This window comes from Comamonas sp. Z1 (assembly GCF_008121555.1).
GTDB classification, from domain to species: Bacteria; Pseudomonadota; Gammaproteobacteria; order Burkholderiales; family Burkholderiaceae_C; genus Comamonas; species Comamonas thiooxydans.
Map to the genome: position 1 here is coordinate 137272 of NZ_VOQT01000008.1, position 13555 is coordinate 150826.

Here is a 13555-nt window from a genome sequence, read left to right on the forward strand (position 1 = left end):
GGCGGAAAGATCAGGGCAGGAGCCGGATATCACCCATGTAGGCCAGTCCTTCGCCATGGGTGTTGTCCGAGTCTGCCGAGACGGTGACGCCGATGATGGTGGGCATGGCCTGGGACTCGTCGCCAAAGGCGTGCAGATAGTCGGACGCCAGGTTGCGCTGTTCCGCCACCCACTGGCCTTTGTGCGTGCTGCCGCTTTGCAGCACGATATAGCGCATGCGATGCGTGAACGCGTTGTGCATGACCGTGCCTGTGGGTTGCTTGTTGTCCCAGACATAGCACAGCGTCTCGGCCGGAATATCCTCTCCAGTGCTGATTTTTCCCAGGCGCAGCTTGGCCCGTTCACCAAAGCTCAGCTGCGATTTGTCAAAGTCGAATGATATGCAGAGCTTGAGCGCCGCATCGTCACCGGCTCTGGTTTTGATATCGGCCTTGTCGATCAGCTGATCCACGCGCCAGCGCCACTGCAGTTGCAGATCGGGCGAAGCAGTCAGGTGCAGCGTGTGAACCATATTGCCATAGGCGTCCTGTGTGCTCACGCGCAGCACATGCCCGCCATCCTGGTCCACCACATTGAAGGCCGTCGGGTTCTTGTTGGGCAGGGTGGCAAAGTGCCAGGGCCCTCCCAGAGGGCCCGGCGGCATCTGCGAAAAAGCAGGAATGCTGCTGCCCTGCGCCAGTGCCGAGACAGCTAGCGTGGACATGGCCGTGGCGAGCGCTGCTGCAAGCCGGCTTTGCCAGCGTGAAGGTTGGTGCAGGGCGAAGGTCTGAGAGTGAAGCCGCATGGATTGCCTGATGATTTTTGAAAGTTGTGGGCGCGGGAGTGGGGCAAGATGTGCAAGCTGCAACTGGTTTGAGCACTGGCCGTGGGCGGGAAGTATCGCTTCTCGATACTGCGAGACCTGCCGCTTGCCGATTTTGACAAAACACAGGGCCAAAGTTTCGGGCGCATGGATGATTCGTTCGTCGCCGCATGCAAATCGCGGCCCATTTCAACAACCACCGGGAGCCATTTGTGATCAACGTCCTGACCTTTATCCGTCCTCTTCGCAACGGCCTGTGCGCCCTGGGCGCGGCCTTTGCCTTGCTGGGCGGCAGCGCAGTCCACGCCCAGAGCGAAGCCTCTCTGGTGCTGTCGGCCCTGCCTGTGGCATCGGTGGTTGCAGCGGCATCGGGTGGCGCTTCGGAGGAAGTCGTGGCAATCCCCCTGTTTCTGTCGGCGGCAGGTGCATCCGTGATCGTTGAGGCCGTGGAAAGCAGTGCCACAGGCGTGACCTATGTGCTCAAGAATGTGGCCGACGGCACCTCGGCCGTGGTCAAGGTCTCCGGCCAGGCCGCAGGCGCGCTGTCGGTCGGCGTGGGCACGGTGGTGCAAACCAGCGCCACGGCGGCCGGCGTGATTTTGTCCACGGCAGGCAAGGTGCTGGCCTTCATCCCCAACGAAATCGGCAAGGCGCTGATGCACAACGAGCGTCTGTAATTCAAGAAGCTGGAGGCTCGCATGATCAAGGAAGCTACAAGCGTTGTACACGCCATGGCGCCCGCTCGACGCGCCGGCATGCCCATTCACGGCCCTGTGGCGCTGGCGCTGGGCGCCGCGCTGATTGCCTGGGCGGGCTCGGCCCAGGCCGGCCGCAGCTGTGAAGACCGTCCGCTGACCGCCGATGTGATGGCCAAGGGGCTGAATCTGGCCGCGCGCACCGCCAAGGCGCTGGACGCCGAATTTCAGAAGAACGGCACCCAGGTCGTGTTGCTGGCGCGGCAAGGGCAGGACTTGAGCAAATACGATCTCAAGTACTCGCACTATGGCTGGGCCTACAGAACGCCTGCCGGCCCCTGGCGCGTGGCCCACAAGCTCAACGAGTGCGGCACGGCATCCGGCCATATCTACCGCCAGGGCCTGGGCGAGTTCTTTCTTGACGATATGTGGCGCTATGAAGCCGCCATCCAGATCCCGACACCGGCGGTGCAGCAGGCCCTGCTCAAGTTCCTGAACGCTCCCACGGTGCTGCGCCTGCAAAACGAGCCCTACAGCATGGTCAGCTATGTCTGGAGCAGCAAATACCAGCAGTCGAACCAATGGGCGACCGAGACGCTGGCAGCCGCCATGGAGCCGGCGGCGATTCAGAACCGCGCACAGGCTCAGGCCTGGTTGCAGTCCAAGGGCTATGAGCCCAGCGCGCTCATCATCCGGGCGTTCTCGCGACTGGGCGGGCGCATGACGGCTGCCAATATCGCGTTTGACGATCATCCGAATGAAAAGCGCTTTGCCAGCCGCATCGAGACGGTGACGGTGGACTCCGTGACCCAGTGGTTGCAGCGCACGCAACTGGCATCGGCCGTGCGCACCGTGCAGTGAGTTTGAGTCTTTTTGGCTTCAAGGCCTTGCTGAGTATGCGCATGGTGCTACGTTTTTGGAGTAATTGAAGATGAGCAAGTCTCTGCGTTTGCCCGAGAAATGGTTTCGCCGCGGCCTCTGGCTGGTCGCGTTGGTGTTTGCCTTCTTCCTGATCGGTCTGGGTGGGCTGGTGGTGGGCAACCTGCCGCAGCCCGATCGCTCGCTGGAGATCGAGTCTTTTATTCCTGAGGCTGATGCACAGCGTGTGCAGGCCGAAATCGACCAGGCCCGGAAGACGGCCGGCGTGACCCAGAAGGCACTGGACAGGGCCCAGCTCAAGTTCGACGCCGAGCGTGCGCGCTACCAGTCGGCGCGCGACACCTTTGACAACTGGGTGGCGACCCGCCGGGCCACGGAGCGCCCCGAGCAGGACGCCGAGTTGGTCGCACGCAGCAAGGCGCTGGATGCACTCAAGCAGGCCGAAGACATGGCCCGCCAGGAGCGCGAGAAAGAGGCCCAGACCAATCTGGAGGCCAATCAGGCAGTCTCCAACGCCGAGGCCGAGATGAGCAGTCTGCGCGAGCAGGCCTATCCTCAGTACGAAGCCGCCATGCGCGCCAGCGAGCTGCGCGTGTTTCTGTTCCGTCTGGCCATCACCTTGCCCCTGCTGGGCGTGGCGGGCTGGCTGTTCGCCAAGAAGCGCAAGAGCACCTGGTGGCCATTTGTCTGGGGCTTTATCTTTTTTGCGCTGTTCGCCTTCTTTGTCGAGTTGGTACCTTATCTGCCCGACTACGGCGGCTATGTGCGCTATATCGTCGGCATTTTGGTGACGGTATTGCTGGGGCGCTATGCCATTCTTGCGCTCAACCGCTATCTGGAAAAACAGAAGCTGCAGGAGTCCTTGCCGGAAGAGCAGCGCCGTGAAGAACTGAGCTATGACGTGGCACTGGAGCGCCTGTCCAAGAATGTGTGCCCGGGCTGCGAGCGCCCGGTGGATCTCAAGAACACCGAGATCGACTTCTGCCCTCACTGCGGTATCGGTCTGTTCGACCATTGCGGCAGCTGCAATACCCGCAAGAGCGCGTTCTCACGCTTTTGTCATAGCTGCGGCACTGCGGCCGGCAAGATGCTGCCGCGTACCGATGCGGCGGTTGCAGCACCGCTCGCATCCGGGTCCGACGAGCCCGGATGACCTTGGGGCGGGCGATCGGCTTGTCGGGGGCACAGTGGCGTGTCGCGCTCAGCAAAGCTGTGAACTGACGCGATTGCGCCCGGCGGCCTTGGCCTCATACAAAGCCTGATCTGCCTGCTGCAGCAGCATGTCCAGGCTTTGATGCGCTTGCAGGCTTGCGGTATGGACCAGGCCAATGCTGACCGTGGCACTCATCGTCTTGTCATTCATGGGCACGCGCAGCTCCCGGATGGCGCGGTTGATGCGCTTGGCGATCTCCTGCGCAGCGCTTGCGTCCACCTTGGGCAGGGCCACGGCGAATTCCTCGCCTCCCATGCGGCCCACGATGTCCTGAGCGCGCAGCACCTGGCTCAGGGTCTGGCTGAAGCTGCGCAGCAATTGGTCGCCTCCCGCATGGCCGAAGCTGTCGTTGATCTGTTTGAAATGGTCGAGATCCAGCATCAGAATGGCGAAGGGCTGGCCATCCTGGCGGCAACGCTCCAGTATTCTTTGCCCCTGCTTCATGAAGGCACCGCGTGCCAGCATATCGGTCAGAAAATCGTGGTTGACGGCATGACTGAGCTTTTGCATCAGCTCGTTGCGCGCCATATGCGATCCGGCCACCGCCAGCGGGCCCAGCACCAGCATGCATAGCCCCATGCGAAATGACAGCGTTTCGAGAAAATGAGCGGGTGTGAATTCAAGCGTGCCCAGCGAAATGAAGATGATGCTGCTCAGGCAAAGTGTTGCCGTGATCAGCGTCAGACTGAAGATGCGATAGCTCAGCGCGCACCATATGAGAGCCGGCAGCGAGAACGCCAGCGAGCCGGGACCTTTGATCCAGTAGCTGATGGCCTCCAGCGCAATGACAGACAGCAAAGGCAGGACGCGGCGCATGGGGGAGGGCTCGCCCAGATGCCCAACTGGCTGCTTGCGTGTCGGCCAGGCCAGAACAATGGGCAAAAACATCATGTAGTTCAGCCATTCGCTGCTCAGCCACATGGAAAAGGCCTGCCAGTGCGGCGTCCCGAAAACGGCGCTCAGCACCGGAGCTCCCAGCAGCGCGGCCGTCAGTGCGCCCAGACCGCTGCCCACAAACAGCAGCAGGGCGGAGGACTGGCGTTGCATGAACAAAGTGGCATGGCGCTGCCTGTGCATCAGCGCCCAGGCCGCGCCCACACCGGCCATATTGGCGATGCTCAGCAGGATCGCCACATCGAGCCGGCTGCCCGTGAGCAGATCGGCTGCGATATAGGCTGCCGAAACCGCCAGCACCGAGCTCGGGCGCAGCCAGTCAGGGCGGTGCAGCAAAAGGCCCAGCAGCAGCGCGTTTGCGGGCCAGATCGCCGAGAGAAATCCCATGGGGCGCCCCAGTATGCCCAACAAGGCGGCTAGCAACACCAGGCCCCCAAGCCCGAGCGCCGCTGCCCATGTCCTGGGGGCAGCGGTCTGCGGCAGCGGCGTTGGCTTGGGTGCGGAGGCTTCGGTCATGGGAGAGGGGCCGCGAGCGTTTCGTGGAATTTTCTTCAGTGGCTCTTTGCGAATTCGATATCAATCGCCAAAAATGCCTGTTGTTGCCGTCAGATGTTGTGGTTCTAACAAAAACATATAGAAAAACGATTGCCAAAGCGGTTTTGCAGCGCGCAATTGACGATGTTTTTCATTTGACGGACTCCAGACAAACCGGATGCCAGCCGCCGAATGAAAAAAGCCAGAGACTCGCTCTGGCTTTTCGAGGTTCTGCTGCGGCAGATGATGGGTGGCTCAGACCCCGCGTGCGCGGTCGGCCTTGAATTGGGCGCGGAACTCGGCAAAAGTGCCTGCGTCCAGTGCGTTGCGGATTTCCTGCATCAGGTTCAGGTAATAGTGCAGATTGTGGATGGTGGTGAGCATGGGGCCCAGCATCTCGCCGCAGCGGTCCAGGTGGTGCAGATAGGCACGGCTGAAGCCTTCGCGGCCGCCATCGTCCCAGCTCACGCCGCTCTTGCCCGCGCACGCGTGGCAGGTGCAGGTGGTGTCTATGGGCTGGTGGTCCACCTTGTGACGAGCGTTGCGGATCTTCAGATCGCCGTAGCGCGTGAAGATGGTGCCGTTGCGCGCATTGCGGGTAGGCATCACGCAGTCAAACATGTCGACGCCATCGGCCACGCCTTGCACCAGGTCTTCGGGTGTTCCTACGCCCATCAGATAGCGCGGCTTGTTGGCGGGCAGCAGATGCGGCGTGTGGGCCATGATCTCCAGCATTTCGTCCTTGGGTTCACCCACGGAGACGCCACCCACGGCATAGCCGGGGAAATCGATTTCCAGCAGACCCTGCAGCGATTCCTCACGCAGATTGGTGTACATGCCGCCTTGCACGATGCCGAACAAGGCATTGGGGTTTTCCAGGCGCTGGAATTCCTCCTTGGAGCGCTTGGCCCAGCGACGGCTCATCTCCATGGACTTGCGCGCTTCGGCTTCGGTGGTCTTCTTGCCGTTGGTTTCGTAGGGCGTGCACTCGTCGAGCTGCATGACGATGTCCGAATTCAGAATCGTCTGGATCTGCATGCTGACCTCGGGCGACATGAACAGCTTGTCGCCGTTCACGGGACTTTGGAAATGCACGCCTTCTTCGGTGATCTTGCGCATCGCACCCAGCGACCAGACCTGGAAGCCCCCCGAGTCAGTCAGTATGGGCTTGTCCCACTTCTCAAAGTCGTGCAGACCGCCAAAGGACTTCATGATGTCCAGGCCTGGACGCATCCACAGATGGAAGGTGTTGCCCAGAATGATCTGTGCGCCCATTTCTTCGAGGCTGCGCGGCATCACGCCCTTGACGGTGCCATAGGTGCCAACGGGCATGAAGATGGGGGTCTGGACCTTGCCGTGGTTAAGCGTCAAGGTGCCACGGCGCGCGTGGCTGGTCGGGTCGGTCTTGAGAAGGTCAAACTGCAGCATAGCCCGCTATTTTCCCAGATGCCCGCAAGCACTGCTGCAATAGCCGGTGCTTGCCCCAGATTCGCAACCCGTCTTTGCAGCCTGGGCCTACACTGGTGCGCAAGACGAACAGGAGGTTGCCATGCTCAAGATCATGATCGCGGTGGATGGATCGGATGTCGCACTTGAGGCCGTACGCCACGGCATCAAGCTTTTGCAGAGCGGACTGGATGCTCACTTTGTAATAGCTCATGTGCAGAAGGAGGCCACGCTGCTGGAGCTTGCAACCACAGATTCAGATCTGATCGCCAACGCCAGCATCGAAGCCGGCATGGATCTGGTGGCGCCTGCACAGGATCTTCTCAAGGAGGCAGGGGCCTCCTATGAAGTGGAGATCAGCCTGGGCGAAGAGGCCAATACCCTGATCGATATTGCCGAGAGCAATGAATGCGATCAGATCATCATCGGTGCCACGGGCCAGAGCGGCCTGGGCAGCATTCTGATCGGCTCGGTCTCACGCGAGGTGGCCAGACACAGTCGGCTGCCGGTGACGATTGTGAAAATGCCCGAAGTGGCCGAGGCGGATGACAACTCCGCTGAAGATGCTGATTCCTGATTTGATAGCGCTATGCGCTTGACCAATAAGCGCTGGAAGGAAGTTTGACTGGAGGTCAGGCCGCACGACGCTGCTGGCCGGATTCACGTCTTTGCCAGCTGCTGCGGCTGCCTGCACGATGGGCTGCAAATTTGCCATGTGGCATGCTGGCCAGGCGCATCAGCATCCAGCGGCAATAGCCTTGCACGCTCAGGCATTTGTTGATTTCTTCTTCGGGCAGCGGGCCGGAGACCACGACCAGCCGGTTTGCGCCTTCCCAGTCTCCTGCCATGCGCAGACGGCGTTGCGCGCCCATGGCCCAGGAGTGAATGCGGGTGGGGTGACCATGCTGGTGCACGCGACCGGTGATTCGGTCAAACGCGATGGCGACCAGCTCGGTCTTGAGACGATAGGGCCGCTCTCCCGTGATGGCGTTGGGCGCATCACGCATGTCGTAGAGATAGTAGAACCCGGACTTGAGCCGATATCGCAGATGCAGTAAATCCATGAACCATGCCCCCCAAGCCTGTGTCACGCAGGACTGCGTGCAGGGCATTCTCCATGAAATTGTCACAAAACGGTGTTTTTTCGGACTCAGGCACTTTCTGGCGAGCTCAGCACCTGTCTGAGCTTGCCCAGTTGTTCATACAGATCGCTGGCGTTTTTGCTGCCCAGCGGAGTCAGCAACTGCTCAAGCCATAGCTCATGCGCAGCAGCCATGGCCTTGAACTGCTTTTTGCCCGAGCGGGTCAGGCGCACGATCATGGAGCGGCGGTCTTCCTCGTCAGCCACGCGTTCCACCCAGCCTTCGGCCACCAGTTGATCGGTCAGTCCGGTCACATTGCCGCCGGTCACCATCAGATATTCCGACAGGGTCTTCATGCGCAGACCTTTGGGAAAGCGGCTGAGTTGTGCCAGGTAGTCAAAACGAGGCAAGGTCGTGCCGAACTCTGTGCGTAGCTGGCTGCGAATGACTTGCTCAATCTGTGTGCTGCAGGTCAGAAGGCGCAGCCACAGGCGCACGGCCTGATGGTCGGAGTGGGACAGGCCAGCCTCGCGTCCCGGGGCTTCGGGCATGTCGATGGAGAAATCCGGATTGTGTTGGGCCATGGTTGGCATGGTGCGCAAACTAGCGTGCTTTGGGTTCAGGGTTTGGCCGGATTCTAGTGAAAATTTCATGCATTAATAATTTAGATATAAAGTAATTTTTCAAAAGCCAGGAACGGATCACTGTCATGAAAATTGTCTGCATAGGTGGTGGCCCCGCCGGCTTGTACTTCGCTTTGCTGATGAAGCAGATGAGCCCTGCGCATGAGGTGACGGTGGTGGAGCGCAACAAGCCCTACGACACCTTTGGCTGGGGCGTGGTTTTCTCCGATGCCACCATGGACAATATGCGCGACTGGGACCCGGTGACAGCCGCGCAGATCGAGCAGGCTTTCAACCATTGGGACGATATCGAGTTGCTGTTCAAAGGGCGCAAGATTCGCTCCGGAGGACATGGTTTTGTGGGGATTGGCCGCAAGCATCTGCTCAATATCCTGCAAGCACGATGCGAACAGCTGGGTGTGAACCTGGTGTTCGAGACCGATGTGCAAAGCGACGAGGACTATCCGGATGCCGACCTTGTGATTGCCTGCGATGGCGTGAACTCGCGCATTCGCAGCAAGTACGCCGACATCTTCAAGCCCGATATCGTCACCCGCCCCAATCGCTATATCTGGCTGGGGACGAACAAGGTCTACGAGGCATTCACCTTTGATTTCGTGCGCACGCCGCATGGCTGGTTTCAGGCGCATATCTACAAGTTCGACGACAAGACCTCGACCTTCATAGTGGAGACCACGGAGGAATGCTGGAAAGCCAGCGGTCTTGACACCGCCGATCAAGAGCAGTCCATTGCCTTCTGTGAAAAGTTGTTCGCGGACAATCTTCAGGGCGAGAAACTGATGACCAATGCCCGCCATCTGCGCGGCTCGGCCTGGATCAACTTTCAGCGCGTGGTCTGCGATCAGTGGTGGTTGAAAAACCGCAAGGGCAGCCATGTGGTGCTGATGGGCGATGCCGTGCATACGGCACATTTCGCCATTGGCTCAGGAACCAAGCTGGCGATTGAGGATGCGATCGAGCTGGCTCGCCAGTTCAAGCTGCGGGGTGATGCGGCTGCGCATATTCCCGAGGTGCTGGCGGCCTATCAGGAAGCGCGTCGCGTTGAGACGCTGCGCATTCAGAATGCGGCCTGGAATGCGATGGAGTGGTTCGAGGTCTGCGGCCAGCGCTATTGCGACCAGCTGGAGCCCGAGCAGTTCATGTACTCCATGCTCACGCGCAGCCAGCGCATCAGCCATGAAAACCTGCGCCTGCGTGATGCGCAGTGGCTTGGCGGCTATGAGAAATGGCTGGCCGAAAGAAGCGGTGTTGCGGTCGATGCCAAGGCGCCGCCGCCCATGTTCCTGCCCTATACCCTGCGCGGCATCACGCTGAAGAACCGTATCGTGGTCTCTCCCATGGCGCAGTACTCTGCGGTTGATGGCGTGCCTGGTGAGTTTCACCTCGTTCACCTGGGTGCGCGTGCGCTTGGCGGTGCCGGTCTGGTGTTCGCCGAGATGGCCTGTGTCAGCCCCGAGGGGCGCATCACGCCTGGCTGCCCAGGTACTTATAGCGCTGAGCAAAAGCAGGCCTGGAAACGCATCAGCGACTGGATTCACACCAACACCGATGCCAAGTTCGCCATGCAGATCGGCCATGCGGGTGCCAAGGCCTCGACGCGGCTGGCCTGGGAAGGTACGGATCTGCCGCTGGAGCAGGGCAACTGGCCCGTCATGGCAGCGTCGGAGCAGCAATATCTGCAGGGAGTGAGCCAGATCTCCAGGGCCATGACACGCGCCGACATGGATGAGGTGCTGCAGCAGTTTGTGCATGCTGCGCAAATGGCGGCCGACATCGGCGTGGACTGGCTGGAGCTGCATTGTGCGCACGGCTATCTGCTGTCGAGCTTTATCTCGCCGCTGACCAATCAGCGCAGTGATGAATATGGCGGCAGCCTGGAAAACCGCTTGCGCTACCCGCTGGAAGTGTTCAAGGCCATGCGTGCCGTTTGGCCGCAGGACAAGCCCATGTCCGTGCGCATCTCTGCCCATGACTGGGTGCCGGGCGGCATCACGCCCGAAGATGCGGTACAGATTGCCAAGGCCTTCAAGGCCGCAGGTGCCGATCTGATCGACTGCTCATCGGGGCAGGTCAGCAAGCTCGAAAAGCCGGTGTTTGGCCGCATGTATCAAACCCCGTTTGCAGACCGCATTCGACAAGAGGCCGGTATTGCGACCATGGCAGTGGGCGCGATCAGCGAAGCCGACCATGCCAACAGCATCATTGCTGCAGGACGTGCCGATCTGTGTGCGATTGCCAGACCGCATCTGGCCAATCCGGCCTGGACGCTGACCGAGGCCGCCAAGATAGGCTACACGCCTATCGTCTGGCCCAAACAATACTTCCAAGGCAAGCGCCAGATGGAAGCCCTGTTCGAGCGCGAAAAGGCCTTGAAATGAAGCACCCCCTGAGCCGCTGCGCGCCTTCCCCCCTCTCTCCACACGCTGCGCGCTATGGGAGGGGGCGGCACCCATGGCGTGGGGTGGCTCTTCCTTGGTGTTCGTGTGGCGGTTCGCGCTAGTTTCGTGAGCGATGGAGAACTCAATGACAGGCGATCTGAACGATCAACATGCGCTGGTGACAGGCGCGGGCCAGGGCATTGGCGAGGCGATTGCACGCCAGTTGCTGGCGCAGGGCGCTCGCGTCACGGTGCTGGGGCGTCGCGCCGAGCCGCTGCAAAAACTGGTGGAAGAACATCCCGGTCAATGCCGGATGGTACTGGCCGATGTGGCGGATGAGTCACAGGTGAAAACGGCGTTTGAAAAGGCAGTGGCTGCGCAAGGTGCCATCAGTATCCTGATCAACAACGCAGGTCAGGCCGGCAGTGCACCATTCATGAAGATGGATGCCGCGCATTGGCAGCAGATGCTGGCCGTCAACCTGAGCGGCACCATGCACTGCATCCAGCAAGTGCTGCCGGCCATGTCCGCTTCGGGCTGGGGGCGCATCGTCAATGTGGCCAGCACGGCCGGTTTGGTGGGCTATGCCTATGTCGCAGCCTATGTGGCGGCCAAGCATGGCGTGGTGGGTCTGACACGAGCTCTGGCGCTGGAGTACGCCAAGACCGGGATCACCGTCAACGCCGTCTGCCCCGGCTATACCGAAACCGAGATTGTCAAAACCGGCATTGACCGCGTCGTAGCCAAGACCGGCCGCACACCGCAGCAGGCAATGGCCGAGTTCGTCAAATCCAACCCTCAAGGCCGCCTGGTACAGCCGCACGAGGTGGCGGACGCCGTGCTGTGGCTATGTGGGCGAGGCGCATCAAGTATTACCGGGCAAGCCATAGCCGTCGCTGGTGGCGAAGTCATGTGAACCGGATCTTTGGAGACAGACATGAGCGAATATGCAATCGATCCAGCGCTGCAAGCTGGCAATCACAAGCTGCTGGCGGGCTATAAGGCCACGCATTTCCAGTGGCAGGTGACAGATGGTGTGGCCACCATCACCCTCAATCGCCCGGAGCGCAAGAATCCGCTGACGTTTGATTCCTATGCCGAGCTGCGTGACCTGTTTCACCAGCTCAAGTGGGCGCAGGATGTAAAGGCCGTGGTGCTGGTCGGCGCGGGCGGCAACTTCTGCTCGGGCGGTGATGTGCATGAAATCATCGGTCCGCTGGTCGTGCTCAAGGCTCCCGAGTTGCTGATGTTCACCCGCATGACGGGCGAACTGGTCAAGACCATGCGAGCCTGCCCCCAGCCCATCATTGCGGCAATCGATGGCGTATGTGCGGGGGCAGGGGCCATCATGGCCATGGCCTCGGACATGCGCCTGGGCACTGCGCGCAGCAAGACCGCATTCCTGTTCAACCGCGTGGGGCTGGCGGGCTGCGACATGGGGGCCTGCGCCATGCTGCCGCGCATCATTGGCCAGGGCCGTGCGAGTGAGTTGCTCTATACGGGGCGCAGCCTGGGCGGAGAGGAGGGTGAACGCTGGGGCTTCTTCAACCGTCTGAGCGAACCTGAGAGCGTGCTGGCCGAGGCGCAGAAGCTGGCCGCCGATCTGGCTGCCGGTCCCAGCTTTGCCAACGCCATTACCAAGACCATGCTGCACCAGGAATGGGCCATGACCATAGAGCAGGCCATCGAAGCCGAAGCCCAGGCCCAGGCCCTGTGCATGCTGACCGAGGATTTCTCGCGTGCCTATCACGCGTTCGTGGCCAAGCAAAAGCCAGTCTTTCAAGGAAACTGATATGGCAGACACCAGCTATCTGAAGTGGCCTTTTTTTGAAGCCCATCACGCTCGTCTGGCCCAGTCGCTAGATGCCTGGGCCAGGCAGAACATTGCGCATTCCCATGGCGCCGATGTGGATGCCGAATGCCGGCAACTGGTCAAGGCCCTGGGCGAGGCCGGCTGGCTGCGTCATGCGGTTGCGGGTACGGCCTATGGCGGTGCGGGAGAGCATATTGATACAAGAGCCATCTGCCTGATCCGGGAGACTCTGGCGCGTCATAGCGGGCTGGCCGACTTTGCGTTTGCCATGCAGGGTCTGGGTTCGGGGGCGATTTCTCTGGCGGGCAGCGAGGAGCAGAAAAAACGCTATCTGAGCCTGGTGGCCAGGGGCGATGCGATCTCGGCCTTTGCGCTGTCCGAGCCCGACGCCGGCTCGGACGTGGCGGCCATGGCCTGCGAGGCCAGGCTGGAAGGTGATCACTATGTCATCAACGGCGAGAAGACCTGGATTTCCAACGGGGGGATTGCCGACTTCTATGTCGTTTTTGTGCGTACCGGCGAGGCTGCGGGTTCGCGTGGTCTGTCGGCACTGATCGTGGAGGCCGGCACCCCGGGCTTTGAGATTGCCGAGCGTATCAACGTCATCGCGCCACACCCGCTGGCGCGTTTGAAGTTTTCGAACTGCCGCGTGCCTGCCGCCCAGCTCGTGGGCGCGGCCGGCGAGGGCTTCAAGGTGGCGATGCGCACGCTCGATGTGTTCCGCACCTCGGTGGCCGCCGCATCGTTGGGCTTTGCGCGTCGTGCCATGGATGAGGCATTGCAGCGCGCGACCAGCCGCAAGATGTTCGGCGGCGTGCTGGCTGATTTTCAGCTCACCCAGGCCAAGCTGGCGCAGATGGCCACGCAGATCGACAGTGCGGCGCTGCTGACCTATCGCGCAGCCTGGTTGCGTGACCAGGGCGAGAACGTGACAAGGGAAGCCGCCATGGCCAAGATGACGGCGACGGAAAACGCCCAGCAGGTGATCGATGCCGCCGTGCAGATCTGGGGCGGCCTGGGTGTGGTCAGCGAGCAGCCTGTGGAGCACCTTTACCGGGAGATTCGCGCCCTGCGCATCTACGAAGGCGCGACCGAGGTGCAGCAGCTCATCATTGGGCGTGACCTTATCAAAAGTCATAGCTGATGGCGATTTTGTATCAAGCGTTTGATCCTGT

At 61.0% G+C, this 13555-nt stretch carries 13 protein-coding genes; 8 read left to right on the top strand and 5 right to left on the bottom strand.

The window, feature by feature from the left end:
• Positions 1-10: 10 nt before the first annotated feature.
• Complete coding sequence (locus tag FSY45_RS15840) at positions 11-703, bottom strand: DUF3047 domain-containing protein (protein ID WP_012836807.1); 693 nt, start codon at positions 701-703, stop codon at positions 11-13.
• 269 nt (positions 704-972) lie between these two features.
• Here FSY45_RS15840 and FSY45_RS15845 point away from each other — a divergent pair, with 269 nt between their 5' ends.
• The 3 genes from FSY45_RS15845 (at position 973) to FSY45_RS15855 (ending at position 3529) form a co-directional block, all read left to right on the top strand.
• On the top strand, positions 973-1479 hold the full coding sequence (locus tag FSY45_RS15845) for a hypothetical protein (RefSeq protein ID WP_003065632.1): 507 nt from the start codon (positions 973-975) through the stop codon (positions 1477-1479).
• 21 nt (positions 1480-1500) lie between these two features.
• On the top strand, positions 1501-2358 hold the full coding sequence (locus FSY45_RS15850) for a DUF2145 domain-containing protein (RefSeq protein WP_003065630.1): 858 nt from the start codon (positions 1501-1503) through the stop codon (positions 2356-2358).
• Positions 2359-2428: 70 nt separating this feature from the next.
• Positions 2429-3529 carry a serine endopeptidase gene (locus tag FSY45_RS15855; protein WP_046461448.1) on the top strand — a complete coding sequence of 367 codons (1101 nt, stop codon included), beginning with the start codon at positions 2429-2431 and terminating at the stop codon, positions 3527-3529.
• A 48-nt stretch (positions 3530-3577) separates the two neighbouring features.
• On the opposite strand, the gene FSY45_RS15860 is transcribed toward FSY45_RS15855, so the two are convergent.
• Both FSY45_RS15860 and tgt read right to left on the bottom strand, forming a co-directional pair.
• A complete protein-coding gene (locus FSY45_RS15860) occupies positions 3578-4999 on the bottom strand; it encodes a GGDEF domain-containing protein (RefSeq protein ID WP_046461447.1) in 1422 nt (473 codons plus the stop codon).
• Between the two features lie 273 nt (positions 5000-5272).
• Positions 5273-6445 (bottom strand): tRNA guanosine(34) transglycosylase Tgt, encoded by a 1173-nt coding sequence (gene tgt / locus FSY45_RS15865; protein ID WP_003065625.1) that lies wholly within the window; start codon positions 6443-6445, stop codon positions 5273-5275.
• A gap of 121 nt (positions 6446-6566) precedes the next feature.
• On the opposite strand from tgt, the gene FSY45_RS15870 reads away from it, so the two are divergent.
• The gene (locus FSY45_RS15870; protein ID WP_012836812.1) at positions 6567-7040 is read left to right on the top strand and encodes a universal stress protein; all 474 of its coding nucleotides are present in this window, start codon (positions 6567-6569) and stop codon (positions 7038-7040) included.
• A gap of 55 nt (positions 7041-7095) precedes the next feature.
• Here FSY45_RS15870 and FSY45_RS15875 read toward each other — a convergent pair whose 3' ends face one another.
• A complete protein-coding gene (locus tag FSY45_RS15875; RefSeq protein WP_050788965.1) occupies positions 7096-7575 on the bottom strand; it encodes a hypothetical protein in 480 nt (159 codons plus the stop codon).
• Positions 7576-7613: 38 nt separating this feature from the next.
• A complete protein-coding gene (locus FSY45_RS15880) occupies positions 7614-8138 on the bottom strand; it encodes a MarR family winged helix-turn-helix transcriptional regulator (RefSeq protein WP_012836814.1) in 525 nt (174 codons plus the stop codon).
• Between the two features lie 116 nt (positions 8139-8254).
• Between FSY45_RS15880 and FSY45_RS15885 the strand changes: the two genes are divergently transcribed.
• The 4 genes from FSY45_RS15885 (at position 8255) to FSY45_RS15900 (ending at position 13524) form a co-directional block, all read left to right on the top strand.
• Positions 8255-10567, top strand: coding sequence for a bifunctional salicylyl-CoA 5-hydroxylase/oxidoreductase (locus FSY45_RS15885; protein WP_046461446.1), 2313 nt, complete (start codon positions 8255-8257; stop codon positions 10565-10567).
• A gap of 145 nt (positions 10568-10712) precedes the next feature.
• Positions 10713-11483 (top strand): SDR family NAD(P)-dependent oxidoreductase, encoded by a 771-nt coding sequence (locus FSY45_RS15890; protein WP_046461445.1) that lies wholly within the window; start codon positions 10713-10715, stop codon positions 11481-11483.
• A gap of 21 nt (positions 11484-11504) precedes the next feature.
• Positions 11505-12359 (top strand): enoyl-CoA hydratase family protein, encoded by an 855-nt coding sequence (locus FSY45_RS15895; RefSeq protein WP_046461444.1) that lies wholly within the window; start codon positions 11505-11507, stop codon positions 12357-12359.
• A gap of 1 nt (position 12360) precedes the next feature.
• A complete protein-coding gene (locus FSY45_RS15900) occupies positions 12361-13524 on the top strand; it encodes an acyl-CoA dehydrogenase family protein (RefSeq protein ID WP_046461443.1) in 1164 nt (387 codons plus the stop codon).
• Positions 13525-13555 lie beyond the last annotated feature (31 nt).

Excerpts from the sequence above, each read along its gene's own strand:
- FSY45_RS15840 (WP_012836807.1), bottom strand. The coding sequence starts at position 703 with ATGTCCACGCTAGCTGTCTCGGCACTGGCGCAGGGCAGCAGCATTCCT.
- FSY45_RS15845 (WP_003065632.1), top strand. The coding sequence starts at position 973 with ATGCAAATCGCGGCCCATTTCAACAACCACCGGGAGCCATTTGTGATC.
- FSY45_RS15850 (WP_003065630.1), top strand. The coding sequence starts at position 1,501 with ATGATCAAGGAAGCTACAAGCGTTGTACACGCCATGGCGCCCGCTCGA.
- FSY45_RS15855 (WP_046461448.1), top strand. The coding sequence starts at position 2,429 with ATGAGCAAGTCTCTGCGTTTGCCCGAGAAATGGTTTCGCCGCGGCCTC.
- FSY45_RS15860 (WP_046461447.1), bottom strand. The coding sequence starts at position 4,999 with ATGACCGAAGCCTCCGCACCCAAGCCAACGCCGCTGCCGCAGACCGCT.
- tgt (WP_003065625.1), bottom strand. The coding sequence starts at position 6,445 with ATGCTGCAGTTTGACCTTCTCAAGACCGACCCGACCAGCCACGCGCGC.
- FSY45_RS15870 (WP_012836812.1), top strand. The coding sequence starts at position 6,567 with ATGCTCAAGATCATGATCGCGGTGGATGGATCGGATGTCGCACTTGAG.
- FSY45_RS15875 (WP_050788965.1), bottom strand. The coding sequence starts at position 7,575 with ATGCCCTGCACGCAGTCCTGCGTGACACAGGCTTGGGGGGCATGGTTC.
- FSY45_RS15880 (WP_012836814.1), bottom strand. The coding sequence starts at position 8,138 with ATGCCAACCATGGCCCAACACAATCCGGATTTCTCCATCGACATGCCC.
- FSY45_RS15885 (WP_046461446.1), top strand. The coding sequence starts at position 8,255 with ATGAAAATTGTCTGCATAGGTGGTGGCCCCGCCGGCTTGTACTTCGCT.
- FSY45_RS15890 (WP_046461445.1), top strand. The coding sequence starts at position 10,713 with ATGACAGGCGATCTGAACGATCAACATGCGCTGGTGACAGGCGCGGGC.
- FSY45_RS15895 (WP_046461444.1), top strand. The coding sequence starts at position 11,505 with ATGAGCGAATATGCAATCGATCCAGCGCTGCAAGCTGGCAATCACAAG.
- FSY45_RS15900 (WP_046461443.1), top strand. The coding sequence starts at position 12,361 with ATGGCAGACACCAGCTATCTGAAGTGGCCTTTTTTTGAAGCCCATCAC.